At 61.3% G+C, this 21,426-nt stretch carries 24 protein-coding genes; 12 read left to right on the forward strand and 12 right to left on the reverse strand.

Annotated elements, in window-relative coordinates; all coding sequences use genetic code 11:
* Positions 1 to 9: 9 nt before the first annotated feature.
* Positions 10 to 1,098 (reverse strand): AraC family transcriptional regulator, encoded by a 1,089-nt coding sequence (locus QYE47_RS24235; protein ID WP_070383723.1) that lies wholly within the window; start codon positions 1,096 to 1,098, stop codon positions 10 to 12.
* 168 nt (positions 1,099 to 1,266) lie between these two features.
* Between QYE47_RS24235 and QYE47_RS24240 the strand changes: the two genes are divergently transcribed.
* Genes QYE47_RS24240 through QYE47_RS24250 form a run of 3 tightly spaced genes read left to right on the forward strand, consistent with a single transcriptional unit; the run spans position 1,267 to position 3,907 of the window.
* Positions 1,267 to 2,451: an acetyl-CoA C-acyltransferase family protein gene (locus QYE47_RS24240; RefSeq protein WP_003256172.1), complete on the forward strand. Its 1,185-nt coding sequence runs from the start codon at positions 1,267 to 1,269 to the stop codon at positions 2,449 to 2,451.
* Positions 2,452 to 2,464: 13 nt separating this feature from the next.
* Complete coding sequence (locus tag QYE47_RS24245) at positions 2,465 to 3,313, forward strand: 3-hydroxybutyryl-CoA dehydrogenase (protein ID WP_070383722.1); 849 nt, start codon at positions 2,465 to 2,467, stop codon at positions 3,311 to 3,313.
* Between the two features lie 12 nt (positions 3,314 to 3,325).
* The gene (locus QYE47_RS24250) at positions 3,326 to 3,907 is read left to right on the forward strand and encodes a TetR/AcrR family transcriptional regulator (RefSeq protein WP_070383721.1); all 582 of its coding nucleotides are present in this window, start codon (positions 3,326 to 3,328) and stop codon (positions 3,905 to 3,907) included.
* Between the two features lie 48 nt (positions 3,908 to 3,955).
* Here QYE47_RS24250 and QYE47_RS24255 read toward each other — a convergent pair whose 3' ends face one another.
* The 5 genes from QYE47_RS24255 to QYE47_RS24275 are packed head-to-tail and all read right to left on the reverse strand — an operon-like array spanning position 3,956 to position 10,455.
* Complete coding sequence (locus QYE47_RS24255; RefSeq protein WP_003256176.1) at positions 3,956 to 4,333, reverse strand: response regulator; 378 nt, start codon at positions 4,331 to 4,333, stop codon at positions 3,956 to 3,958.
* A gap of 44 nt (positions 4,334 to 4,377) precedes the next feature.
* Positions 4,378 to 5,604 carry a hybrid sensor histidine kinase/response regulator gene (locus QYE47_RS24260; protein WP_010954589.1) on the reverse strand — a complete coding sequence of 409 codons (1,227 nt, stop codon included), beginning with the start codon at positions 5,602 to 5,604 and terminating at the stop codon, positions 4,378 to 4,380.
* A complete protein-coding gene (locus tag QYE47_RS24265) occupies positions 5,598 to 6,173 on the reverse strand; it encodes a chemotaxis protein CheB (RefSeq protein ID WP_014590523.1) in 576 nt (191 codons plus the stop codon). The genes QYE47_RS24260 and QYE47_RS24265 overlap by 7 nt, the downstream gene beginning before the upstream one ends.
* Positions 6,170 to 6,991 (reverse strand): protein-glutamate O-methyltransferase CheR, encoded by an 822-nt coding sequence (locus QYE47_RS24270; RefSeq protein ID WP_010954591.1) that lies wholly within the window; start codon positions 6,989 to 6,991, stop codon positions 6,170 to 6,172. Before QYE47_RS24270 ends, QYE47_RS24265 begins: the two co-directional genes overlap by 4 nt.
* Positions 6,988 to 10,455, reverse strand: a complete 3,468-nt coding sequence (locus QYE47_RS24275) for a response regulator (protein ID WP_070383720.1) — start codon at positions 10,453 to 10,455, stop codon at positions 6,988 to 6,990. The genes QYE47_RS24270 and QYE47_RS24275 overlap by 4 nt, the downstream gene beginning before the upstream one ends.
* Positions 10,456 to 10,703: 248 nt before the next feature.
* Between QYE47_RS24275 and QYE47_RS24280 the strand changes: the two genes are divergently transcribed.
* Positions 10,704 to 11,054 carry a response regulator gene (locus QYE47_RS24280; RefSeq protein WP_070383719.1) on the forward strand — a complete coding sequence of 117 codons (351 nt, stop codon included), beginning with the start codon at positions 10,704 to 10,706 and terminating at the stop codon, positions 11,052 to 11,054.
* 69 nt (positions 11,055 to 11,123) lie between these two features.
* Here QYE47_RS24280 and cobF read toward each other — a convergent pair whose 3' ends face one another.
* On the reverse strand, positions 11,124 to 11,873 hold the full coding sequence (gene cobF / locus QYE47_RS24285; protein ID WP_070383718.1) for a precorrin-6A synthase (deacetylating): 750 nt from the start codon (positions 11,871 to 11,873) through the stop codon (positions 11,124 to 11,126).
* A 67-nt stretch (positions 11,874 to 11,940) separates the two neighbouring features.
* Positions 11,941 to 13,230: an OprD family porin gene (locus QYE47_RS24290; protein ID WP_014590519.1), complete on the reverse strand. Its 1,290-nt coding sequence runs from the start codon at positions 13,228 to 13,230 to the stop codon at positions 11,941 to 11,943.
* Between the two features lie 361 nt (positions 13,231 to 13,591).
* Between QYE47_RS24290 and QYE47_RS24295 the strand changes: the two genes are divergently transcribed.
* The 3 genes from QYE47_RS24295 (at position 13,592) to QYE47_RS24305 (ending at position 15,043) form a co-directional block, all read left to right on the forward strand.
* Positions 13,592 to 13,951, forward strand: coding sequence for a histone-like nucleoid-structuring protein, MvaT/MvaU family (locus tag QYE47_RS24295; protein ID WP_014590518.1), 360 nt, complete (start codon positions 13,592 to 13,594; stop codon positions 13,949 to 13,951).
* A gap of 224 nt (positions 13,952 to 14,175) precedes the next feature.
* Positions 14,176 to 14,703, forward strand: coding sequence for a lactoylglutathione lyase (gene gloA / locus QYE47_RS24300; RefSeq protein WP_014590517.1), 528 nt, complete (start codon positions 14,176 to 14,178; stop codon positions 14,701 to 14,703).
* A gap of 97 nt (positions 14,704 to 14,800) precedes the next feature.
* Entirely contained in the window at positions 14,801 to 15,043 is a 243-nt protein-coding gene (locus QYE47_RS24305; protein ID WP_019438356.1) for a hypothetical protein, read from the forward strand.
* 56 nt (positions 15,044 to 15,099) lie between these two features.
* Here the strand turns inward: QYE47_RS24305 and QYE47_RS24310 are convergent, their stop codons facing one another.
* Entirely contained in the window at positions 15,100 to 15,921 is an 822-nt protein-coding gene (locus tag QYE47_RS24310; protein ID WP_014590515.1) for a shikimate 5-dehydrogenase, read from the reverse strand.
* A gap of 161 nt (positions 15,922 to 16,082) precedes the next feature.
* On the opposite strand from QYE47_RS24310, the gene QYE47_RS24315 reads away from it, so the two are divergent.
* Both QYE47_RS24315 and QYE47_RS24320 read left to right on the forward strand, forming a co-directional pair.
* A complete protein-coding gene (locus QYE47_RS24315; protein WP_014590514.1) occupies positions 16,083 to 16,433 on the forward strand; it encodes a hypothetical protein in 351 nt (116 codons plus the stop codon).
* 94 nt (positions 16,434 to 16,527) lie between these two features.
* Entirely contained in the window at positions 16,528 to 16,710 is a 183-nt protein-coding gene (locus tag QYE47_RS24320; RefSeq protein WP_014590513.1) for a hypothetical protein, read from the forward strand.
* Between the two features lie 90 nt (positions 16,711 to 16,800).
* Here QYE47_RS24320 and QYE47_RS24325 read toward each other — a convergent pair whose 3' ends face one another.
* Entirely contained in the window at positions 16,801 to 17,115 is a 315-nt protein-coding gene (locus QYE47_RS24325) for a hypothetical protein (RefSeq protein ID WP_014590512.1), read from the reverse strand.
* 164 nt (positions 17,116 to 17,279) lie between these two features.
* On the opposite strand from QYE47_RS24325, the gene QYE47_RS24330 reads away from it, so the two are divergent.
* Positions 17,280 to 18,104 carry a S24 family peptidase gene (locus QYE47_RS24330; protein ID WP_019438358.1) on the forward strand — a complete coding sequence of 275 codons (825 nt, stop codon included), beginning with the start codon at positions 17,280 to 17,282 and terminating at the stop codon, positions 18,102 to 18,104.
* A gap of 38 nt (positions 18,105 to 18,142) precedes the next feature.
* Here QYE47_RS24330 and QYE47_RS24335 read toward each other — a convergent pair whose 3' ends face one another.
* The gene (locus QYE47_RS24335) at positions 18,143 to 18,466 is read right to left on the reverse strand and encodes a DUF1654 domain-containing protein (protein ID WP_019751051.1); all 324 of its coding nucleotides are present in this window, start codon (positions 18,464 to 18,466) and stop codon (positions 18,143 to 18,145) included.
* A 236-nt stretch (positions 18,467 to 18,702) separates the two neighbouring features.
* Between QYE47_RS24335 and QYE47_RS24340 the strand changes: the two genes are divergently transcribed.
* Both QYE47_RS24340 and pbpG read left to right on the forward strand, forming a co-directional pair.
* Positions 18,703 to 19,377, forward strand: a complete 675-nt coding sequence (locus tag QYE47_RS24340) for a polysaccharide lyase family 7 protein (protein ID WP_014590509.1) — start codon at positions 18,703 to 18,705, stop codon at positions 19,375 to 19,377.
* 265 nt (positions 19,378 to 19,642) lie between these two features.
* Complete coding sequence (gene pbpG / locus QYE47_RS24345; RefSeq protein ID WP_019438360.1) at positions 19,643 to 20,569, forward strand: D-alanyl-D-alanine endopeptidase; 927 nt, start codon at positions 19,643 to 19,645, stop codon at positions 20,567 to 20,569.
* A gap of 333 nt (positions 20,570 to 20,902) precedes the next feature.
* Here the strand turns inward: pbpG and QYE47_RS24350 are convergent, their stop codons facing one another.
* On the reverse strand, positions 20,903 to 21,349 hold the full coding sequence (locus QYE47_RS24350) for a hypothetical protein (protein ID WP_014590507.1): 447 nt from the start codon (positions 21,347 to 21,349) through the stop codon (positions 20,903 to 20,905).
* Positions 21,350 to 21,426 lie beyond the last annotated feature (77 nt).

The raw sequence follows: 21,426 nt of genomic DNA on the forward strand, positions 1-21,426 counted from the left end.
GGAGCGGGTTTACCCGCGAACACCGGCAGAGCCGGTGCCATCCACCGCGGTGGTTTCTTCGCGGGCATGCCCGCTCCTACAGGTAGAACGCAGGCCGGCCAGCCGCGCCCGGTAGCTCCCTGGGCTCTGCCCGGTCCATTTCTTGAACGCCCGGTGGAACGCACTCGGTTCCTGAAACCCCGCCTGCTCGGCAATTTCGGCAATGCTCAACGCGCCGTCGCGCAGCCGTTCGAAGGCCATGGCCCGGCGCACTTCATCCTTGATTTGCTGGTACGAACGCCCCTCCCGCTCCAACTGTCGGCGAAAGGTACTGGCACTGATCCCTTGTTGCTGCGCCAGTGCGGCCAATGTCGGCCACTGTCCATAGCGCAATGCCCGCAGGTGCCGATACACCTCAGCCACCAGCCCGTTCTGATTGCGAAAGCGGATCACCAGCCCCTGAGGTGCACTGCGCAGAAAGGTCTTCAGGGCTGCCCGGTCCTGCACCACCGGCAGGCGCAGGTAGGCGCTGTCGAACTCCACCTCGGTGCGTCCGCTGCCCAGGCGCAGGTCCGGCCCCCACAGCAGCAAGTCGTCCTCCTGGGCCGGGCGCGACACCGCGAGCTCCGTGCGGTCGATGGCAATCCGCCGCCCGGCCAGCCAGCACAGCATGCCGATCATCAGCACCAGGTAGGTTTCTTCGGCATAGACCCGGGTCAAGGGATCGGCAATGTTCGACTGCACGCTGATCAACGCCCGGCCGCCACGTATCGTCAGGCTGCCACGCAGGTCACGCAGGAACAGGCCGAAGCCCCCCATGCACTGGCGCAAGGCCTTTTCAAGGTTCGGCTCGAGGATCAAACCCCGGCAGATCAGGGCAAAACTGCCCAGCGGCATGCCGTGGCTGTCGAGGCCAAAGAACTCATCGTCCAGGCGCTGGATCAACGCCAGCCACAGCTGGGCGAACGCCTTGGCCGGCACTCGCGCCTGAGGCTGATCGAGCAGCTGCGGGGCGATGCCCACCGCACGCAGCTGGGCATCACGCTCGGCGGGGGTGTCGCGCAGGGCGTGGAGCATGGCGTTGAGGAAGTACACGGCGACTGAATCGCTTTCGCGCATGGCGGTTTTCGCTGTCTATGCTGAGTGGCAAAAAGTGCCAGGTTGTTTGAACAGATTCGGCATAGGCTGCAACAGAGCCTTTGCCTAGACTCGAACCCACTTCGGGGCCGCCAACCATTCTCGCAGAGCCTGGCCCGGTCCCGCCACGCCTTCGCAATCGGAGCCCTTATGAGCAGCGCAGAAATCTACGTCGTCAGTGCCGTCCGTTCAGCCATTGGTGGCTTTGGCGGTTCCCTCAAGGACCTGCCGCTGGCCGACCTGGCCAGCGCCGTGACCCGCGCCGCCATCGAGCGTTCGGGCCTGGCCGCCGAGCAAGTCGGCCACCTGGTGATGGGCACGGTAATCCCCACCGAACCGCGTGACGCCTACCTGGCACGGGTTGCGGCAATGAACGCTGGCATCCCCAAGGAAACACCGGCATTCAACGTCAACCGCCTGTGCGGGTCTGGCCTGCAGGCTATTGTCTCTGCGGCCCAGGGCCTGTTGCTGGGCGACACCGATGTGGCCGTCGCGGCCGGCGCCGAATCCATGAGCCGTGGCCCTTACCTGCTGCCACAGGCGCGCTGGGGTGCACGCATGGGTGACCTGCAAGGCATCGACTATACCGTCGGCGTGCTGCAGGACCCGTTCCAGCACTTCCACATGGGCATCACTGCCGAGAACGTTTCGGCCAAGCACGGCATTACCCGCGAAATGCAGGACGAACTGGCCCTGACCAGCCAGCGCCGCGCCGCTCGTGCGATTGCCGAGGGCCGCTTCGCCAGCCAGATCGTTGCGCTGGAACTGAAAACCCGCAAGGGCAGCGTGCAGTTCAGTGTCGACGAGCATGTGCGTGCTGATGTGACCGCCGAACAACTGGCCGGCATGAAGCCGGTGTTCAAGAAAGACGGCACCGTCACCGCCGGCAACGCCAGCGGTATCAACGATGGCGCCGCCGGCCTGGTGTTGGCCACCGGTGACGCGGTGCGCCGCCTGGGCCTTAAGCCACTGGCACGCCTGGTGGGCTATGCCCACGCCGGGGTGGAACCCGAACTGATGGGCCTTGGGCCGATCCCGGCCACCCGCAAAGTGCTGGAAAAAACCGGCCTGAACCTGCAAGACCTGGATGTGATCGAGTCCAACGAAGCCTTCGCTGCCCAGGCCTGCGCCGTCGCCCGCGAGCTGGGCTTCGACCCGGAAAAGGTCAACCCCAACGGTTCGGGCATCTCACTGGGCCACCCGGTGGGTGCCACCGGTGCGATCATTGCCACCAAGGCCATCCATGAACTGCAGCGTATCCAGGGTCGCTACGCCCTGGCCACGATGTGTATCGGCGGTGGCCAAGGCATCGCCGTCGTGTTCGAGCGCGTCTGAGGGAGGCTGACACATGAGTATTGAACAGATCGCCGTGATCGGCGCGGGCACCATGGGCAACGGCATTGCCCAGGTGTACGCCATTGCCGGCTACCAGGTGCTGCTGGTGGATGTTTCCGACGCTGCGCTCGAGCGCGGCGTGGCCACCTTGAGCAAGAACCTCGAGCGCCAGGTCAGCAAAGGCACCCTCGACGCCGACAAGGCCGCAGCCGCCAAAGCACGCATTCGCACCAGTACCGACTACACCCAGCTCAGCGCTGCACACCTGGTGATCGAAGCGGCGACCGAGAACCTGCAGCTCAAGCAGCGCATCCTGCAGCAGGTGGCAGCCAACGTTGCCGCCGACTGCCTGATCGCCACCAACACCTCGTCGCTGTCGGTGACCCAACTGGCCGCCAGCATCGAGCACCCCGAGCGCTTCATTGGTGTGCACTTCTTCAACCCGGTACCGATGATGGCGCTGGTGGAGATCATTCGTGGCCTGCAGACCAGCGACCACACCTACGCCCAAGCGCTGGTGGTGACCGAAAAAATCGGCAAGACCCCGATCACCGCCGGCAACCGCCCGGGCTTCGTGGTCAACCGCATCCTGGTGCCAATGATCAACGAGGCGATCTTCGTGCGCCAGGAAGGCCTGGCCAGTGCCGAGGACATCGACACCGGCATGCGCCTGGGCTGCAACCAGCCGATCGGCCCGCTGGCCTTGGCTGACCTGATCGGTCTGGACACCCTGCTGGCGATCATGGAGGCCTTCCATGAAGGCTTCAACGACAGCAAGTACCGCCCTGCTCCACTGCTCAAGGAAATGGTCGCGGCCGGCTGGCTGGGGCGCAAGAGCGGTCGCGGTTTCTTCACCTACTGAGGACCAAGCGCCATGCCCCCGGTCAATGCCGCAATGCGCTGTGCCAACTTTGAGGAGCGACGTGACCGGGCCATGGCATTGTTTGCCGAAAAGGGCTTTGGCCAGGTCAGCATGCGCGAGCTGGCGGCCCATGTGGGGCTGACCGCCGGCTCGCTGTACCATCACTTTCCCAGCAAGCAGGACCTGCTGTACGACTTGATCGAAGAGTTGTACGAAGAGCTGCAGGCCACCCTGGACCAGGCCCGCCGGGCCATGGCCCGTGGGGCATCGGCGTTGAGCTGCCTGATTGCTGCGCACTGGCAGCTGCATGCCGAGCGGCCTCTGCAGTTCCGGCTGGCCGAACGGGATTTGTGTTGTTTGAGTGAGGCGCAACAGGCGCACCTGGCGTCGTTGCGCAAGCGCTATGAGGCAGGTTTGTTGCGCCTGATCGCACCGCAAGCGAAACTGCCGAGGCAAGCGTTGGACGCCACAGCGCATGTACTGGCGACGCTTCTCAACCAGTTGCCGGGATTGCTCAAAGCAATGCCTGAAGAGCAGGGGTTGGAGCTGATGGAAAACTTGCTGGTCGGGGGGATTGAGCGGACGCTGCGATAGCCTGCAACGGTCTTTTCGCGGGTTTGCCCCGCGAAAAGACCGGATGCCTCAGCGCAACAGCGACTGGATCTGCTCGTGCAAGGTGTCCAGGTCAAACGGCTTGGCCAGGATAGGGGCCTTGCGGGTGATCGGGCTGCCAGATTCGAGAATCTCCGCCGGGTAGCCGCTGATGAAAATCACCTTCAGGTCGGGCCGCAACTTCACCGCAGGCTCGGCAATGTCCACGCCCGAGATCCCCCCCGGCAAACGGAAGTCTGTCACCATCAGGTCCAGGTGCGGTTTGCTGGCCAGGATGGCAAACGCCTGCTCGCCATCTTCGGCCACCAGGACGTGGTACCCCTCACCCGCCAGGTAATCGCGCAAAATCATGCGAATCGCCGGTTCATCCTCGACGACCAGAACCACATCTTGTGCATCTTCACTCATGTTAACGCCTTGAAATACTTACAGTTGGCCATCAGACCCCAGGCTTACACAGAGGTTGCCCGCGCCTGGTCGTTTTGTTCTTTGAATGTTGCCAGCGGCAATTGCAGGGTGAATGTGGCACCCTTGCCCTCCTCGCTTTCAACCTGTATCCGACCACCGTGCGCCTGGACGATCTGCTCGGAGATGTACAGCCCCAAGCCCAGACCTCCGCTGGCCTGCTGGGCCGCGACCCGCTCGAACTGCTGGAAGATCCGCTGCTGGTTGGCGGCGCTGATACCGATGCCGTGATCCTGCACCTGCACCCAGGCCATGCCGCCCTGCTCGAACACTCGTACCTGCACCGGATTGCGCTCGCCGTAACGCATTGCATTGGACAACAGGTTGGCCACTACTTGTTCAATCCGGAATTCGTCCCACTCCCCCTTCAGCGCTTCGCAACGCTGCAATTCGATGTGTGTTTCCAGGGCCATGGCCTGTGCCGTGAAGTTTTCCACCAGCCCACGCACCAGTTGGCCCAGGTCAAACAGTTTGGGCCGCAGCGACAGTTTACCGGTACGGATGCGCGAAACATCGAGCATGTCCTCTACCAACCGGATCAGGCTGTTGATCTGCCGTTCGTCGCGCTCGACCATGGCCTGCAGCTTGTCGACACTGAACGCGTCCAGGTTGCCCCGTGCCAGGTGCATCTTGCGCAACTGGGTTTCCAGGATCAGGCCATTGAGCGGCGTACGCACCTCGTGGGAGACGATCGACATGAAGTCGTCACGCATGCGCACGGCGTGCTCCAGCTCACACCGTGCCACCTGCAGCTGGCTGAGCAGCAGCTCCTGTTCCTGGCGGCTCTGCTCAAGGGCCTCTAGTTGCCGGCCAAGCACCTTGCGTTGGCGGAACAGGTCGACGAACACCGAGACCTTGCTTTTTACCGCCAGGGTGTCGAGCGGCTTGTGTAGAAAGTCCACGGCCCCGCTCTCGTAGCCCTTGAAGGCATAATTCATCTCGCGTCCCGCCGCACTGACGAAGACGATCGGGATGTGCTTGGTCTTGTCGGTACCGCGCATCAGCTCGGCCAGTTCGAAACCGTTCATGCCCGGCATCTGCACATCGAGAATGGCCAGTGCGAACTCGTGCTCAAGCAGCAACGACAAGGCTGCCTCGGCAGACTGTGCCTGGTGCACCTCACGGTCCTCGCCCTGGATCAGGGCATCGAGCGCCAGCAGGTTTTCCGGCAAGTCGTCGACAATCAGCAGTTTGGCGGTGGTGTGGCTTAGCATGCGCTGTATTCCAGGGTCGCGAGCAACTGCCCGATACCGCTCAGAGTAAGGATATGGTCGGGCTGGTGCTGGGCCAGGGCGGCCTCCGGCATCAGGGCAACCTGTGCGTCACGAGGGTCCTGGACGATCGTGCGCCCCCCATTGTTCTTGATGTAGGCAAGGCCCCTGGCGCCGTCTTCGTTGGCCCCGGTGAGCAGCACACCCAGCAGGCCATCGCCATAGGCATCGGCCGCCGAGATGAACAGGAAATCGATCGCCGGGCGCGAGAAGTGCACGGGTTCTTCCTGGCTCAGCGACAGCGTCAGGTCGCGCTCCACCGACAAGTGGTAACCCGGCCCCGCCACATAGATCTGCCCGCTGCTGATGCTCTCCTTGTCACGTGCCTCACATACCGGCCGATGCAGCCGCCGCTGCAGCACGCCAGCCAGTTGGCTGTGGCGGTCGTCCGGCAGGTGCAGCACGCAGAGCACCGGTATGGCGAACGCCGATGGCAGCGTGCCGAGCACCTGGAACAATGCCGCCACGCCTCCCGCCGAGGCGCCGATCACCACTGCGCGTACGCCGCTCATGATTTACGGAAGATCCGTTGGGGCTTGACCAGCGGCTCGAAACGATCGCTGTAGGCCGAAAAGTCCACCGATTCCTTGCTACCCAGCACCAGGAAACCGCGGTGGCAGAGCGACTCATGGAACAGGCCCAGCGCCCGATCCTGCAGGTCCTTGTTGAAGTAGATCAGCACATTGCGGCACGACACCAGTTGGGTCTCGGAGAACACGCTGTCGGTGGCCAGGCTGTGGTCGGCGAAGGTCACATTGTCGCGCAGGCTGCTGTCCATGATGGCGTTGCCATAGGCGGCGGTGTAGTACTCGGCGAAGTCACGCCGGCCACCGGCCAGGCGGTAGTTTTCCTCGTACTCGCGCATGCTCTGCATCGAGTAGATGCCCTGCTTGGCCCTGTCCAGCGAATGCGGGTTGATGTCGGTGGCGTAGATGATGGTGCGTTCAAGCAGCCCTTCCTCACGCAACAGGATGGCCATGGAATACACCTCCTCCCCCGTGCTGCAGCCCGCGATCCAGACTTTGATCGACGGCCAGGTGCGCAGCAGCGGCACCACTTCGTTGCGCACGGCAAGGAAGTGGTCAGGGTCACGGAACATCTCGCTGACCGGGATCGTCAGGTATTGCAGCAGTTGCATGAACATGCCCGGGTCGTGCAGCACGCGCTCCTGCAACGCAGACACCGTCAGGCAATCGAACTGACGCAGCGCGTGGAGAATCCGGCGCTTGATCGAAGCGCCGGAATAATTGCGGAAATCGTAGCTGTACTTGAGGTAGATCGCCTCGATCAGCAGTCGGATCTCAATGTCGGTGTTGCGTTCGCTAGTCAAATTCGCTCCAGTTGCGGCAGCCAGACACGGATCAACGAGAACAGGCGGTCCAGGTCGATCGGCTTGGCCAGGTAATCATTGGCACCGGCTTGCAGGCAACGCTGCTGGTCATCCTTCATGGCCTTGGCGGTCACGGCGATGATCGGCAGTTTGCGCCAGCGCGGTTGCTGACGGATCAGGCGGGTGGCCTCGAAGCCGTCCATCTCCGGCATCATCACGTCCATCAGCACCAGGTCGATATCGTCGTGCTGCTCCAGGCGCTCGATGGCTTCGCGCCCGTTGCGGCCGATTTCGACAATGGCACCCTTGTGCTCCAGGGCACTGGTCAGGGCGAAGATATTACGCACATCGTCGTCCACCAGCAGTACCTTGCGGCCCTCGAACACCTTGTCGCGGCTGCGCGCGGTCTTGAGCATGCGCTGACGCTCGTTGGACAGTTGCGATTCGACCTTGTGCAGGAACAGCGTCACCTCGTCGAGCAGGCGCTCCGGCGAACGTGCGCCCTTGATGATGATCGAGCGCGAGTACTTGAGCAGGTCGGCTTCTTCCTCGCGTGTGAGGTTGCGGCCGGTATACACGATCACCGGCGGGAAGGCGCGGATATCCTCGGCGGTCATGCGTTTGAGCAGCTCGTTGCCGAGCATGTCTGGCAGCTTGAGGTCGATGATCATGCAGTCGTAGATGTTCTGGCGCAACAGCGCCAGTGCATCCTGCGCCATGGCGACGGCCGTGATCTCGACATCGTCGTCGCCGATCAGCCGGGCGATGCTCTCGCGCTGCAGGTCGTCGTCTTCCACCAGCAGGATGTGCTTGAGCTTTTGCGTGAGCTTGGCCTCCAGGCGAGCGAACACCTCCTTGAGCTCCTCGCGGCTGGTGGGTTTGACCGCATACCCCACCGCCCCCATGTGCATGGCAGCCTCGACGCGGTCTTCCACCGAAATGATGTGCACCGGGATATGGCGGGTGCTGGCCTGCTCCTTGAGGCGCTGCAGGACGGTCAGGCCCGAGTGGTCGGGCAGGCGCATGTCCAGCAGGATCGCATCCGGAATGTACTGGGCCGCCAGCTCGAAGCCTTCGTCGGCGCCATGGGCCACCAGGCAGCTATAGCCCAGCTCATGGGCCAGGTCGAAGAGGATGCGGGCAAAGTTGGGCTCGTCTTCGATCACCAGAATGCATCGGGTATCGAAAGGGGCCCGCTCGCGGTCGTCGGCAAAGGCCGGCGCCGGGCGCATGACAGTGGCGGCCAGCGGCACTTGCGGTGCAGGCGGCAACGCATCGACGGCCGGGCGCAGGCTTTGCGGCTCGATGTCTTCGGCCTCGGCGGCATAGCGCTCCGGCAGAATCAGGCTGAACACGCTGCCTTGCCCGGGGCTGCTGTCGACATTGATCTGGCCACCGAGCAAATGCGCCAGGTCACGGGAGATCGACAGACCCAGGCCAGTGCCACCATAACGGCGATTGCTGGTGCCATCGACCTGGTGGAAGGCGCCGAAGATCGCCTGCTGTTGATCGGCCGCAATGCCGATGCCGGTGTCACGGACTGCGAACACGATACCGCTGCCAGCCTGGAAGCTGACGTTCATGCTGACCTGGCCACGCTCGGTGAACTTGATGGCGTTGGACAGCAGGTTCTTGAGGATCTGCTCCAGGCGCTGACGGTCGGTGAACAGCGTGACCGGTACCTGCGGCTCGACCTTGACCTCGAAGGCCAGGCCCTTGTGACCGGCAAGCGGCTGGAACATGCCGCGCAAGCCCTCGACCAGGCGCTCGACCTGGGTGGTTTCGGGCCGTACTTCGAGCTTGCCGGCCTCGACCTTGGCGATATCGAGAATGTCGTTGATAAGGTTGAGCAGATCGTTACCGGCCGAGTAGATGGATTCGGCGAACTTGACCTGCTCCTCACTGAGGTTGCCTTCACCGTTCTCAGCCAACAACTTGGCCAGGATCAGCGAGCTGTTGAGCGGCGTGCGCAGCTCATGGGACATGTTGGCGAGGAATTCGGACTTGTACTTGCTGGATCGCTGCAGGTCGTCGGCACGGGCCTGCAGCTCCAGCTGCGCCTGGCTCAGCTCATCGTTCTTGCGGTCCAGCGCATCGGTGCGTTCCGACAACTGCTCGTTGGTCTGCTCGAGTTCGGCCTGTTGGGTTTCCAGATGGGCTTGAGACTCCTTGAGCACCCGTGACTGCTCTTCGAGCTCTTCGTTGGCAGTCTTGAGTTCTTCCTGCTGCACCTGCAGCTCTTCATTGAGTTGCTGGGTTTCAGCCAGCACTTCCTGCAAGCGCTGACGATAACGGGCACTCTCGATCGACATGCCCAGGTTGCCGCCGACCCGCTCCAGCAGCTCTTCATCCCGTTCTTGCAAGGGGCGCAGGAAACCCAGCTCGATCACCCCGTTGATCTGCCCGTCTTCGGTCGCCGGCATCAGCAATGCACTGCGCGGCAAGCCACTGCCCAGGCCGGAACTGAGGCGATAGAAATCTTCGGGCAGTTCCTCCAGGCGCAGCAAGCGGCCTTCGCGGACCGCCTGGGCCAACAGGCCATGGTGATCCGACTCGATCTGCTCGCGGGCCTGCTCTTCGGTACTCAGGCCATAACAGGCCACGCGCACCAGCCGGCCATGCTCGTCGCGCACGTACACGGCGCCCACCACGCTGCCCAGATAAGAGGCAAAGAAGCGCAGGATGTTCTCGCCAAGCATGGGCAAGGTCAGCTGCCCGAGCACCTGCTGCGTCAGCTGGGTCTGGCCGGTGCGCAACCAGGCCTGGTGCTCCAGGCGCTGCGCCGAGCGTTGCTGGGCTTGCAGGTTTTCAGCGTAGTTGGCCGAAAGTGCCAGCAGGTCACGACGGCCCAGGTAGGCCAGCAATGCACTGAGGCCGACAATGAACAGCACGAAAGCCGAAATCGCCGTCACAGTGACGGCACTGACTTTTTCGTTACGGGCCATGCGCAGTTGTTGTTCGGTAATGATCAGGTCATCGAACTCCTTGCGGATTTCATCGGTGATGCGCTTGCCCCGGCCATTGCCGATCGAGGCCTGGTAATCGCCCTGGCTGCGGCGCAGGCTGATCATCTCGTTACCGAAGTCGTTCCAGGCCTGCTGCAAGGCCATCAGCCGGTCAATACGGTCAACCTGCTGCGGGTTGTCCTCGACCATGCTGCGCAGGCTTTGCAGGCTGCCGAGAATGCGTGGCTTGGCCACCTCGTAAGGGTCAAGGAAGCGCTCGTCGCCCGTGATCAGGAAACCGCGCATGCCCGTTTCCATGTCGATCGACAGCTTGACCGTTTCGTTGGCATTGCCGATCACCCGGTCGGTGTGCTCGACCCACTGCATGGCCGAAAGCAGGTAGTTGATCACCGCGACGAAGGCCACTGCCCCCAGCAGGCCAACCCCCAGGGGGAGGCCGATGTTACGGCTCAACAGCTTGCGAAAGCTTCGTTGGTCCATAGTGGCTGCTTGAATCATGAGAAGACGCCCGAGCTAGAAAAGTCCATTGAAAAGAGTGGCCGATCAGTCGTTATTGTTATCTGCCACTGCGCTGTCCTGATAAGCGAGTCTAACCAGCTTTGACAGGTCTGGCAGGGCATTTAGCCAGTATTTGAAGGTTGCTTTCGGCAATCGTTCCATCTATTTGCATGGAGCGGTATCCTCGGGAACTTCTGATGCCGCGCGGTGCACAGATTAAAGACACTCATTTGTACAGGATTTGAACCATGCACCTTCTGGTAGTCGAAGACGACGACATCGTACGTATGCTGATGGTCGAAGTGCTCGACGACTTGGGCTACAAGGTCATCGAGGCAGAAGACGCCACAGCCGCCCTGCGTGTACTTGAAAACCCCAGCCAGGCGCTGGCACTGATGATGACCGATGTGGGCCTGCCGGACATGCGAGGTGAGGTGCTGGCGGGTAAAGCGCGCGAACTGCGGCCGTTATTACCGGTGCTGTTCGCCAGCGGCTACGCCGACAGTTTCAATGTGCCGGAGGGCATGCACCTGATCGGCAAGCCGTTCAGCATCGACCAGTTGCGGGACACGGTGGTGGGTATTCTGGGTACCCCTTGAGCACGGCGTCGCCTGTTTCGCTCGTAGGCGCGGGCTTGCCCGCGAAGAGGCAGGCACATGCAACCCACCTCACAGCTCTCTGCGCAGCAGATAGGTATCCATGATCCACCCCTTGCGCGCCCGCTCCCGCTCGCGCACTTCCAGTATCTGCACCTTCACCGCCTGCAGCGGCCCGGCAATCAGCACTTCATCCTCGGTCCCCAGGTACGCGCCCCAGTAGATGGTCAACGCCGGGTCATCGAGCCCGGCAAAGGCGCACTGCCCGTCGAGCATCACCACCACATTGTCCACAGGCCCCTGCTCGGCCAGGCGTCGCCCCGGCAGCACGGTCAGGGGCTCGCCGATGCGGTTGAGCGGCACCTGGTGCCGCGCCGCCAGCGCCTGCACACTGCTGATGCCAGGGATGACCTGCAAGCGCAGCGTCACGCCCTGTTCGCGGACCAGGTCGAGTATGCGCAGGGTGCTGTCGTAGAGGGTGGGCTCGCCCCACAGCAGGAAGGCACCTGTTTCACCGTCGCCAATTTCCTCCTCGATCAGGCGCGCATACAGCGCAGCACGCTGCCGGTGCCAGTTCTGCACCGCGCCCAGGTAGTCTTGCGCCTGCGCATCGCGCAACGGGTCGACCACCGGCACCAGGCGATAACCACCTTCGGGGCGATAGCGCTGCAGAATGGCCTTGCGCAGGCGCACCAGTTCATCTTTGTCGTCGCCCTTGTCGAGCACGAAGAACACGCTGGCACTGCGCAGCGCATCGACCGCTTCATAGGTGACCTGGCGCGGGTCACCCGCGCCGATGCCGATCAACAACAGGTCTTTCATTGCCCTGCCCTTTGCGGGAACCCGCCACCATTGTCAGGCGGCTACCGGTATTTGGCAAAGCAGCCGCTTAGAAGATCGAGAAGTTGTAGCTGACAATGACCCGCGTCTCATCCATGTCACGCGCCCACCTTTCATAGTTACTGCGGTAAGTGGAATTACGCAGACGTACGCTGACATCCTTGAAGGTGCCACTTTGCACCTGGTATTTGAACTCGGTGTCGCGTTCCCACTCCTTGCCTTCGGCACTGCTGCCCGGCACCTTGATATTGTCGCCGTTGATATAACGGGTGAAGAAGGTCAGGCCGGGTACACCCAGCGCCTTGAAGTCGTAGTCATAGCGAACTTGCCAGGAGCGCTCCTGTGCAGCGGCGAAATCATTGACCTGGGCGTAGTTGACCAAGTACGGGTTGCTACCATCCAGGTACGGCATGGCACTGTTGCCATACATGCGCTGCCAGCCGGCGCTGAGCTTGTGGCCACCGAGGCTGTAGCCAAGCATGCCGCTGAAGGCGCGATGGTCGATTTCACCCGCATGGGCATTGCCGATGTCATCACTCTTGATCAGGCGCACGTCAGCCGACAGGCTGCCCACCGGCAGCGGCTGGCTGGCCACCAGGCCGAGGAAGTGCTGACGGTAGATATTCTCCAGTTTGGCCACTTGGTACTGGGCGCTGAAACGCTCGTTGAAACGGTAGTCGACACCGGCCAGGTCGAAGTGGTCGGCTTCGGTATCGCAGGCATAACGCTTGTTCTTGCAGTGCACGCGGATGTCCTGGCGATCGGTGGAATCCCGAGCGGTGTATTTGTCCAGGCGAGCCAGGGTGAACTTCAGGTCGTGCAGTTCTTCAGAGGTGAGCATGGCACCCTGGAACAGGGTCGGCAGCAGACGGCCATCGTTGTACTTGAGCAACGGGACATCCGGCATCATCGAACCGTACTTGAGCACGGTATTGGACACCTTGATCTTGGCCGCCAGGCCCATCTTCGCATACTGGTCGGCCGAGTGCCGGGGGTCGTGGCCAGACGAGGGCAGCAATCCACTGTTGCTGTCGGCCGGGCTGGAATCCAGTTTGAAGCCGAACATGCCCAGCGCATCCACACCAACACCTACCGGACCTTGCGTATAACCCGATTGCACATTGAGGATAAAGCCTTGCGCCCACTCTTCGCGCTTGGATGCGCCCTGGCTGGAACTGCTGTAACCGTCCCGGAAGTCGCGGTTGAAATAGACATTGCGTGCTTCGACCTTTGCACTGCCGTCTTCAAGAAACCCGGCAGCCTGGACGTTGACACCGGCACACAACAGAAACAGGCCGGTAACACGGCGCCCAGGGGCGAGGGGGAAAGGGGAAAACATGCGAGGAAACATCCAGAATGAAGACGATTTAACAACCTGTGGCACGTGTTGGCCACGGTACTGCGGCAGGTCCGAACATGAGTCAGCCATCATCTGAAAAGATCGCGCAAAGGCTCTGGCGCGGGCCATTGGACCATGGTCTAGGCCCCCTGTCGTGCAACCGCAGAAAAACCGGCAAATACCGCGCGCAAAACTAGGAAAGTTCCCGCCTTACTTGCAAAAAGTTAGCAGTTTACCCAGTAGCGATGAATGACTACACTCGATATCAGCGAACAGTGGAACCCAACTGCGTGGCCGGCGTTTTTACGCGTCTTCAATGTTCGTCACGCCCTGCCACGACCGACGTACAGGAGTGATTACAGTGTCCAGACTTGCAGAGTTTCGTGCTGCCGAAAAAGCGCTCCAGGAACAGATGGCACAACTGGAAGCGTTGAAAAAGGATGCCGGCCTCAAACGCGAAATCGAATTCGAGCAGAAACTAGTCGGCCTGATGAAAAGCTATGACAAGAGCCTGCGCGATATCATCGCCATCCTCGACCCGAAGGCTGTGGCCCGCGCTTCCAGCACATCGCCCAAGCAACAACGTCGCCCGCGGGTGGTCAAGGTCTATCAGAACCCGCACACCGGCGAGCGAATCGAGACCAAAGGCGGCAACCACCGCGGCCTCAAGGCCTGGAAAGAACAGTATGGGGCCGCCACGGTAGAAAGCTGGGTACGCTGATGAAATGCCCACACAGGCTTCACACTTTTTTCACAAGGGCTGGCTCAGTATCGAAACAGCTAAAGGACTAGCGACCCCATCACGCGCCCGCACATGCGGGCCTCTAATTTCAGCGCCCTGCCTTCGCAGGGCGCTTTCATTTGCGCAATCGGCGCACTGCCGTATCATGGCCAGCCTGTCTGTTTTGCCGGCGCCCTGTGCCCGGCCCCGTCTCAGGAGTTCCCATGAGCCTGCACGATCTGCAAACCCTGCCTGGCGTCACCGCGCAACCTGACGCCGCCACCGCCCAGTTCGTCTTCAACCACACCATGCTGCGGGTCAAGGACATCGAGAAGTCGCTGGACTTCTACACCCGCGTGCTGGGCTTCCGCCTGGTGGACAAGCGTGACTTCCCTGAAGCCGCTTTCAGCCTGTACTTCCTGGCCCTGGTCGACCCTGCCCAGATCCCCGCTGACGACACCGCCCGCCACCAGTGGATGAAGGCGATCCCCGGCGTGCTGGAGCTGACCCACAACCATGGCACCGAAAACGATGCCGAGTTCGCCTACCACAATGGCAACACCGACCCACGCGGTTTTGGCCACATCTGCATTTCGGTACCCGATGTCCGCGCCGCTTGCGCGCGTTTCGAGGAACTGGAAGTGCCGTTCCAGAAACGCCTGCAGGACGGCCGCATGAACCATCTGGCCTTCGTCAAGGACCCGGACGGTTACTGGATCGAAGTGATCCAGCCAACCGAGCTCGAAGGCTAAGTGCTCGTCGCGGCGCGCTCGTCAGGCCGGGAACTCCCGGCCTCTTGCTGTGGTATATGAAGGTAACTGCTTCACAAACCACAGCGAGGTAAGGACGATGCAATCTCTTCACTGTGAATACCGCGAGCACACCATCACCGCCAGCGTAATGCCCCATCCCGACTCCCCCCTGCCCTATGCCGCCGGCTGCCTGATCACGGCACCGGACGGGCACACCAGCAAGCGTATGTCGATGCCAATGCAGTTCTTCTCCGACCTTGAGAATGCACAGCGTGTGTCGCTGGCCCATGGCCGGGCACTGGTCGACAAACAGCTGGATAACGGGCACGACGTGTTCTGATCCGGGTTTCACCTGTACACCCTTCGCGGCTGATGCCGCGAAGGGGGTAGGCGTCATCAGGTCGCCCGCGCGTATGCCACCGCCGCATCCACCTGCTCCTGCGACGGCCTGACCCCGGTGTACAACACGAACTGTTCCAGCGCCTGCAGCGCAATGACCTCCAGCCCAGTGATCACCGGCTTGCCCAACGCCTGAGCCCGGCGAATCAACGGCGTCTGCGCCGGCATCGCCACTACATCGAACACCCGCTCCGCCGCCGAGATGGCGTTCTCGGGAAACGCCAGCTCTTCTGCCTCCTGCCCGCCTGCCATACCGATCGGCGTCACGTTCACCAGCATCGGCGGGCAGAGGTCACCTGGCTCAGGCACCCAGCGATAACCACAGACATCCGCCAACTGACGCCCGGCCTGCTCGTTGCGTGCAACGATGATGCCTTCGGCAAACCCGGCATCGCGCAAGGCGCTGGCCACGGCCTTGGCCATGCCACCGCTGCCTCGCAGGGCAAAGGCCGTGCCCGGATCGACCTGATGCTGCACCAGCAATTGGCGCACGGCCAGGTAATCGGTGTTGTAAGCCTTCAGGTGCCCATTGCAATTGACAAGGGTATTGACCGACTCGATGGCCGCCGCCGAGGGATCGATTTCGTCGACCAAGGCCATGCAGGCCTCCTTGTACGGCATCGACACCCCGCAGCCGCGAATACCCAAGGCGCGGATCCCTGCCACGGCCGCCGGCAGGTCATCGGTGCGCATGGCCTTATAGTAGAAGTCCAGGCCCAACTGCTGGTACAGGTGGTTGTGAAAGCGCACGCCGAAGGTGCCAGGGCGACCGGCCAGAGAGATGCAAAGCACGGTGTCCCGGCTGGGAGTTGTCGGCATAAGAGGCTCCTTGGTCATGACTGAAACGTTTATTCAGCGTAACAGAGTCAGCCACTGGTCGTCCCTTACACAACCTTTACCGTTCCCCTGTGCTCAGCTGACAGACACCGGAGTCATAGTAACAGGGCCCCGGACGTGGGGTTTTCCTGCGGGGTTGTTTTATGAACCGTCTCATTCCCGGAATCGTCCTGCTGGTCGGTGCCCTGGCCATCAGCGGGCCTGCAGCAGCTCACGGTGGCTATGGCAGCCATGGGCACGGGGGTTGGTATGGGCCGGGGCCCCTGCTGGGTGCGGCAGTGGCCGGCGCGGTGGTTGGGGCGACGGTTTATGGCGGCCATGACCGTACTGTGTATGTTGAGCGCCAGCCGGTCTACTACGCCCCGCCGGTGTACGTACAACCGCCTCCACAGCCGGTGTACTACCAGCCCTACTACGCGCCTCCTCCGCCGCCACCGGGCTACCGCACCTATTATGGGCCGCCACCGGTGTATTACGGGCCACCGCGCTGGTAATGGTTGACAGGACCAATGATCACTATCGAGGAAGTTGATTTCAAACATATCCGGCTGCTGCGTATGGTAGAGCCATGTTTTAAAGGAGGTCCCAATGGCCACTATCCAGATCATGTCCGTTGTCGGTAGCGCCGTTCCCGCCTCACTGCGTGAGCAGGGCCTGCTGGCGTGCTGGTACCTGGTTCGCAACGGCGAAGCCGTGAGCGGCCCGATGCCGACCCGCGCCTCAGCCCAGGCACTGGTCGAACAGTTGCAACCAGGCACCTTGGTTGCCTGAACCAAATTTGTTGTGCGTTGCTCCCTGCGCCCTTGTCGCCCGCCAATTTGGCGGGCTTTTTTTTCTTCACGGTTTGACCGGGCTGCCACCTCATGTTTGGCCGCTACTGCCCAGCTTACTGGTCAGCACCATGACCTTGCCTTGCAGCCGGCCTACGGTCATCACCAGCTCGTTTCGCTCCTTGGTGAGCAGATCAGCTTTTGCCTGCGCCTCCCTTCGCGCATCCCGTTCGATGTCCAGCAGCTCTGTCAGGTGGCGGATGACGGCAATTTCTGCAGTGTCCATTGCGCGGTCGACTGCATCCCTCGACAACCATTTGCGCAGCCACAAAAACGCACCCAGCAATACAGTCCCCGTACCGCCCAGCCAAGTGACGGTGCCCGGGCCGAGGTCGGTCGGATCCATGTGAACCTCATTACAGATGATGATGTGATCAGCCCTGGAGAAAAATGTCTCGCTAGCTTTCCTTGTTCGTGCGCTTAATTTAGCCTACAGCTAACAACACGACAAGAGCAGATTTAGCCATGCGCACATTTAGCAGCAAGCTAAACACTGGCATGCTTCACCCCATGGACATCTACCAAATTCGCAAGCACAACCTGGTGAAACTGATCGGCAGCCAGAGAAAGGGGACCTGCGCAGAGCGCTGGGGGATGGCGCCTGCACACCTGAGCCAGATCCTTTCCGACAAGACTGTAAAAAATCTGGGCGATGACGTGGCCCGTCGCATCGAGGGCATCGAAGGCTTGCCACGGGGCTGGTTCGACGCGCTGTCGCCAGGCGAACACATGCAAGCGGCTGTCGAGCCAGGTGACAACAAGCTCTCTGCAGCCGACCTGGTCAGACAGATGCTTGCCCGAAGCGGCAAAGGCATCTCCGAAGAGACCCGGCAAAGGCTGCTGGCAGCGGCGCAAGAGCCTGCAGATGCCACGCTGCTGGAAGCCGAGCCGCTTCGCCCCGGCCTGGTCGGTGACGAAGTGTGGATCGCCCACTATGACGTACGGGCAGCCATGGGCGGTGGCCAGATCCCCCACGACTACCCCGAGATGTTCAAGGACGTTCGCGTCAGCCCCAGTCACCTGCGCGAACTGGGCGTGACGTTCAGCGAGCACCATCACCTGAAGATGGTGACCGGCTGGGGCCAGTCGATGGAGCCGACCATCAGGCACCGCGACCCGCTGATCGTCGACGTCAGCATCCGCGAATTCGTCGGCGATGGCATCTACTTCTTTTCCTGGGGCGATCACATCTACATCAAGCGGCTACAGATCGCGGACGAGGACCACTTCGAGATGATCTCCGACAACTCGCGGCACAAAGACCGTATGATTCGTCGGGAAGAGACCTACATACAGGCCAGGGTCCTGCTGGTGTGGAATGCCCACCTTGTATAAACCGAAGCCCGCCCTGACCGGCGGGCTTTTGCTGAAGCTCAGAACGGTGCAGCCTCCTCGACCTGCGCCTCGCAGTCGCGTTCGACGATAAAATCATCACGCTCTTCCACGCTACTGCGCGCCCATCGCACCGTCACGCTAGCGTCATCATTGAACGTCAGCTGCAACTCGGGCATTTCCAGCAGCTGGCCCATCACCTCCTCCCATTCCGCTTCACCGTCGGTATCCAGACGATGCACCACTACCCAGCGCTGCGTCTGTGCGAGCGGGTGGTTGATCATTGACGATACCCGCAGACTAAGCCGCTCTATTCCGGTCATCTCCTGGCGCTGTTGGGGTTCCGACTTCATGTGGCTTGCCATATTCTCATCCTGATAGCTGTATATTCGTACAGCACTCAGCGAAAGCTTAGCTCACTGCCAAATCCTGCGTAAAGCCCCCCATTGCGGAAAAATTTCGCCAGTAGGTAATTTCCCGTGGAGCGAAAATAATTTAGCCATAAGCTATTGACCGCTATTTAGCTTGAGGCTAACTTTGTGTTCAGCCGTCGCTTGTACGGCTGCTATGCCACTCAAACCTTTTCGCCAGGAGTTCCCCCATGGCCGTAGATATCAGCCACCTCACCATCGCCACGCCGGTAGCCGTCTCCTCAACCAACCCCGTTGCTCTGGAGCTGAACGGTGCTGAAGCGATTGCCCGCTTTCCCAGCATCGTGACGGTGCTCAGCGATGGCTCGATCCAGTTCTCAGCCCCAACCAAAGGTGCTTCGAGCAAAAGCACCCACAGGACACGCTGCGAATGGACAGAAACGCAAGACTGGACGCTGGCCAGCGCCCAGGATCACTGGAATCGCCAGACAATGACGCTGACCAAGGTCAACTCGGCGCAGAAGGTGGTCATCGCCCAGATGCACGTACGCGGGGACGACGGCCCGCCGGTAAAGGTGTTCTGGAACAAGGGCAACATCACCCTGGGGTTTCGGCGCACCTTCAACCAGACCGACCCGGTGAATTCCCCAATCCTGAAGGGGGTGCCACTGGGTGCGACCTTCCACATCAGCATTCACACCACGTCTGAAGGTGTGGTAACCGTGACGGCCGAATGCAACGGGGTATCCGCTTCGTCGGGCGATTTGCAGCTCGACAGTACCTGGGCTTCACGCCTGTTCGAGTTCCACGGCGGGGTCTACAACCAGGTCGACTACACCGACGCAACGCCCGCCGAGGATGGCTCGATCTGCATCATCAGCGAACTCTCGCTCATCCATCGCTGAACGCGAAGGCCGGCAGGGCATCCCGATGCCCTGCCCTGATATCGAAAGCCCTGATGCTGTTGCAGGTATGCAAAAACCCAACACGGGGTCCATCCCATCCCTATCTGATGGGTGAAGAATGGGTACAGGATTAAATATCGTTCACTTTGCGCCCTTTAGGCATAAGGCATTCGACAGTAATTCAGCCATACTCCAGAATGCATCGGTTTTTAGGGGGAAAACCCTTGCACAGCCAACGACATACCAACTTTTAGTGAGCCTCAACGTGAAAACTTCCCTGTCCATCCTCAGCCTGCTGCTGTTGCTCACAGGTACCGCGACCCTTCCGTCGACTGCTGCTGCACAACCCCCGGCCCAGGTTCAACGTGACCCATCCAAACTGCATCTGGCTTCAGGCAGCGCTCTGCTGATCGACCTGAACAGCAACAAGGAGCTGTATTCGAGCCATGCCGACCGCGTGGTGCCGATCGCTTCGGTAACCAAACTGATGACGGCGATGGTGGTGCTGGATGCCAAGCTGCCCATGGATGAAATGCTCACCATGACCATTGCCAACAACCCGGAAATGAAAGGCGTGTACTCGCGCGTGCGCCTGGGCAGCCAGTTGGACCGTCGCGAAACCCTGCTGATTACCTTGATGTCGTCGGAAAACCGTGCGGCCAATAGCTTGGCCAACGCCTATCCCGGCGGTTATCCGGCGTTCATCAAGGCAATGAATGCCAAAGCCCGCAGCCTGGGAATGGCCCATACCCGCTATGTTGAGCCGACCGGCCTGTCGACGCAGAACGTATCCACTGCCCGCGACCTGGCCAAGCTGCTGATGGCCTCGCGCAAGTACCCCATGCTGAGCGAGCTGTCGACCACCCGCGAAAAGACCGTCGCCTTCCGCAAGCCCAACTACACGCTGGGTTTCCGTAACACCGACCACCTGGTGAACAAAAGCAACTGGGATATCAAGCTGACCAAGACCGGCTTCACCAACGAGGCCGGGCACTGCCTGGTACTGCTGACCCGCATGGATAACCGCCCGGTGGCCATGGTCATTCTCGATGCCTTCGGCAAGTACACCCACTTCGCCGATGCCAGCCGCATGCGTCAATGGCTGGAAACCGGTACCGCCAAGCCGGCACCGGCGGTGGCCATGCAGTACAAGGCCGACCGGCAGAACAAGGGGCGGTTGGCGGCCGAATGACCGCCATATCCTGGAACGAGCGGGCTTGTTCGCGAAACAGACAACGCGGCGGATAGCACGGGCTTCGCCCGTGTTCGCGGGTGAACCCGCTCCTACAACGGCCTGTGCCCAATCACCAATGTGTGTCCACCCTCGATAGGTGTAGGAGCGGGTTTACCCGCGAATACGGTAGCGGCGGCAACGCTGAACGGCGGGTGAAATTGGCCAGCAGGCCCGGCCCTTTCGCGGGTGAACCCGCTCCTACACGACGGCCTGCGCCCAATCACCCCTGTATGTCCACCCCCGCGCCTACAGGCGACTGCGCAGGCTTTCAAATTTTGAGCAAGACCGCTGTCAGGCCGTAGCGCTGACCATGCCTCCCGCACTGCTGCCGCCCTCTTGCTGCAACAGCTCCAGCAACTGCGCCGTGGCCGCCATGATCTGCCCGTTGAGGGTGGCAATGCTCGCCTGCTTGGCACCTATCGCTGCCGCCTTGGCAGTCTCGTCCATCTTGCTATTCTGCAATGCCACCAACTGTTTCTGCTCTTCTGCCAGCTGCTTCTGCAGATCCTTGATCAATTGACGCAGCTCGCTCACAGCCCCCGATTCGCCACTGCCTTCAGTGTCGGTGGATTGCGCCTGGCTACCCGCCGACACCTTCATGCTGTCACTGCTGATGCTCAACGGCCCCACCGCCTCACCGGCCTGTTTCGCCTGTTCACGCTCGGTTGCTGCATTCGCGCTCAGCGTCTGTGCTGAAACACCATTGATCATCAAGTTGCTTGCCGTGATGCCGCTCATGTCGATTCCCTGCCTGAAGGATTGGTCCTTGCCGTAACCAACACATCGGCCGCCTCACGCTGTTCTTTAGCCCGCTT

The sequence above is a fragment of the Pseudomonas sp. 2,4-D genome (genome assembly GCF_030418155.1).
Lineage (GTDB): Bacteria > Pseudomonadota > Gammaproteobacteria > Pseudomonadales > Pseudomonadaceae > Aquipseudomonas > Aquipseudomonas alloputida.

What these genes read in the sequence shown, in the direction of transcription:
- QYE47_RS24235 (WP_070383723.1), bottom strand. Translation starts at nt 1,098, where the DNA reads ATGCGCGAAAGCGATTCAGTCGCCGTGTACTTCCTCAACGCCATGCTC.
- QYE47_RS24240 (WP_003256172.1), top strand. Translation starts at nt 1,267, where the DNA reads ATGAGCAGCGCAGAAATCTACGTCGTCAGTGCCGTCCGTTCAGCCATT.
- QYE47_RS24245 (WP_070383722.1), top strand. Translation starts at nt 2,465, where the DNA reads ATGAGTATTGAACAGATCGCCGTGATCGGCGCGGGCACCATGGGCAAC.
- QYE47_RS24250 (WP_070383721.1), top strand. Translation starts at nt 3,326, where the DNA reads ATGCCCCCGGTCAATGCCGCAATGCGCTGTGCCAACTTTGAGGAGCGA.
- QYE47_RS24255 (WP_003256176.1), bottom strand. Translation starts at nt 4,333, where the DNA reads ATGAGTGAAGATGCACAAGATGTGGTTCTGGTCGTCGAGGATGAACCG.
- QYE47_RS24260 (WP_010954589.1), bottom strand. Translation starts at nt 5,604, where the DNA reads ATGCTAAGCCACACCACCGCCAAACTGCTGATTGTCGACGACTTGCCG.
- QYE47_RS24265 (WP_014590523.1), bottom strand. Translation starts at nt 6,173, where the DNA reads ATGAGCGGCGTACGCGCAGTGGTGATCGGCGCCTCGGCGGGAGGCGTG.
- QYE47_RS24275 (WP_070383720.1), bottom strand. Translation starts at nt 10,455, where the DNA reads ATGATTCAAGCAGCCACTATGGACCAACGAAGCTTTCGCAAGCTGTTG.
- QYE47_RS24280 (WP_070383719.1), top strand. Translation starts at nt 10,704, where the DNA reads ATGCACCTTCTGGTAGTCGAAGACGACGACATCGTACGTATGCTGATG.
- cobF (WP_070383718.1), bottom strand. Translation starts at nt 11,873, where the DNA reads ATGAAAGACCTGTTGTTGATCGGCATCGGCGCGGGTGACCCGCGCCAG.
- QYE47_RS24290 (WP_014590519.1), bottom strand. Translation starts at nt 13,230, where the DNA reads ATGTTTTCCCCTTTCCCCCTCGCCCCTGGGCGCCGTGTTACCGGCCTG.
- gloA (WP_014590517.1), top strand. Translation starts at nt 14,176, where the DNA reads ATGAGCCTGCACGATCTGCAAACCCTGCCTGGCGTCACCGCGCAACCT.
- QYE47_RS24305 (WP_019438356.1), top strand. Translation starts at nt 14,801, where the DNA reads ATGCAATCTCTTCACTGTGAATACCGCGAGCACACCATCACCGCCAGC.
- QYE47_RS24310 (WP_014590515.1), bottom strand. Translation starts at nt 15,921, where the DNA reads ATGCCGACAACTCCCAGCCGGGACACCGTGCTTTGCATCTCTCTGGCC.
- QYE47_RS24315 (WP_014590514.1), top strand. Translation starts at nt 16,083, where the DNA reads ATGAACCGTCTCATTCCCGGAATCGTCCTGCTGGTCGGTGCCCTGGCC.
- QYE47_RS24320 (WP_014590513.1), top strand. Translation starts at nt 16,528, where the DNA reads ATGGCCACTATCCAGATCATGTCCGTTGTCGGTAGCGCCGTTCCCGCC.
- QYE47_RS24325 (WP_014590512.1), bottom strand. Translation starts at nt 17,115, where the DNA reads ATGGATCCGACCGACCTCGGCCCGGGCACCGTCACTTGGCTGGGCGGT.
- QYE47_RS24330 (WP_019438358.1), top strand. Translation starts at nt 17,280, where the DNA reads ATGGACATCTACCAAATTCGCAAGCACAACCTGGTGAAACTGATCGGC.
- QYE47_RS24335 (WP_019751051.1), bottom strand. Translation starts at nt 18,466, where the DNA reads ATGGCAAGCCACATGAAGTCGGAACCCCAACAGCGCCAGGAGATGACC.
- QYE47_RS24340 (WP_014590509.1), top strand. Translation starts at nt 18,703, where the DNA reads ATGGCCGTAGATATCAGCCACCTCACCATCGCCACGCCGGTAGCCGTC.
- QYE47_RS24350 (WP_014590507.1), bottom strand. Translation starts at nt 21,349, where the DNA reads ATGAGCGGCATCACGGCAAGCAACTTGATGATCAATGGTGTTTCAGCA.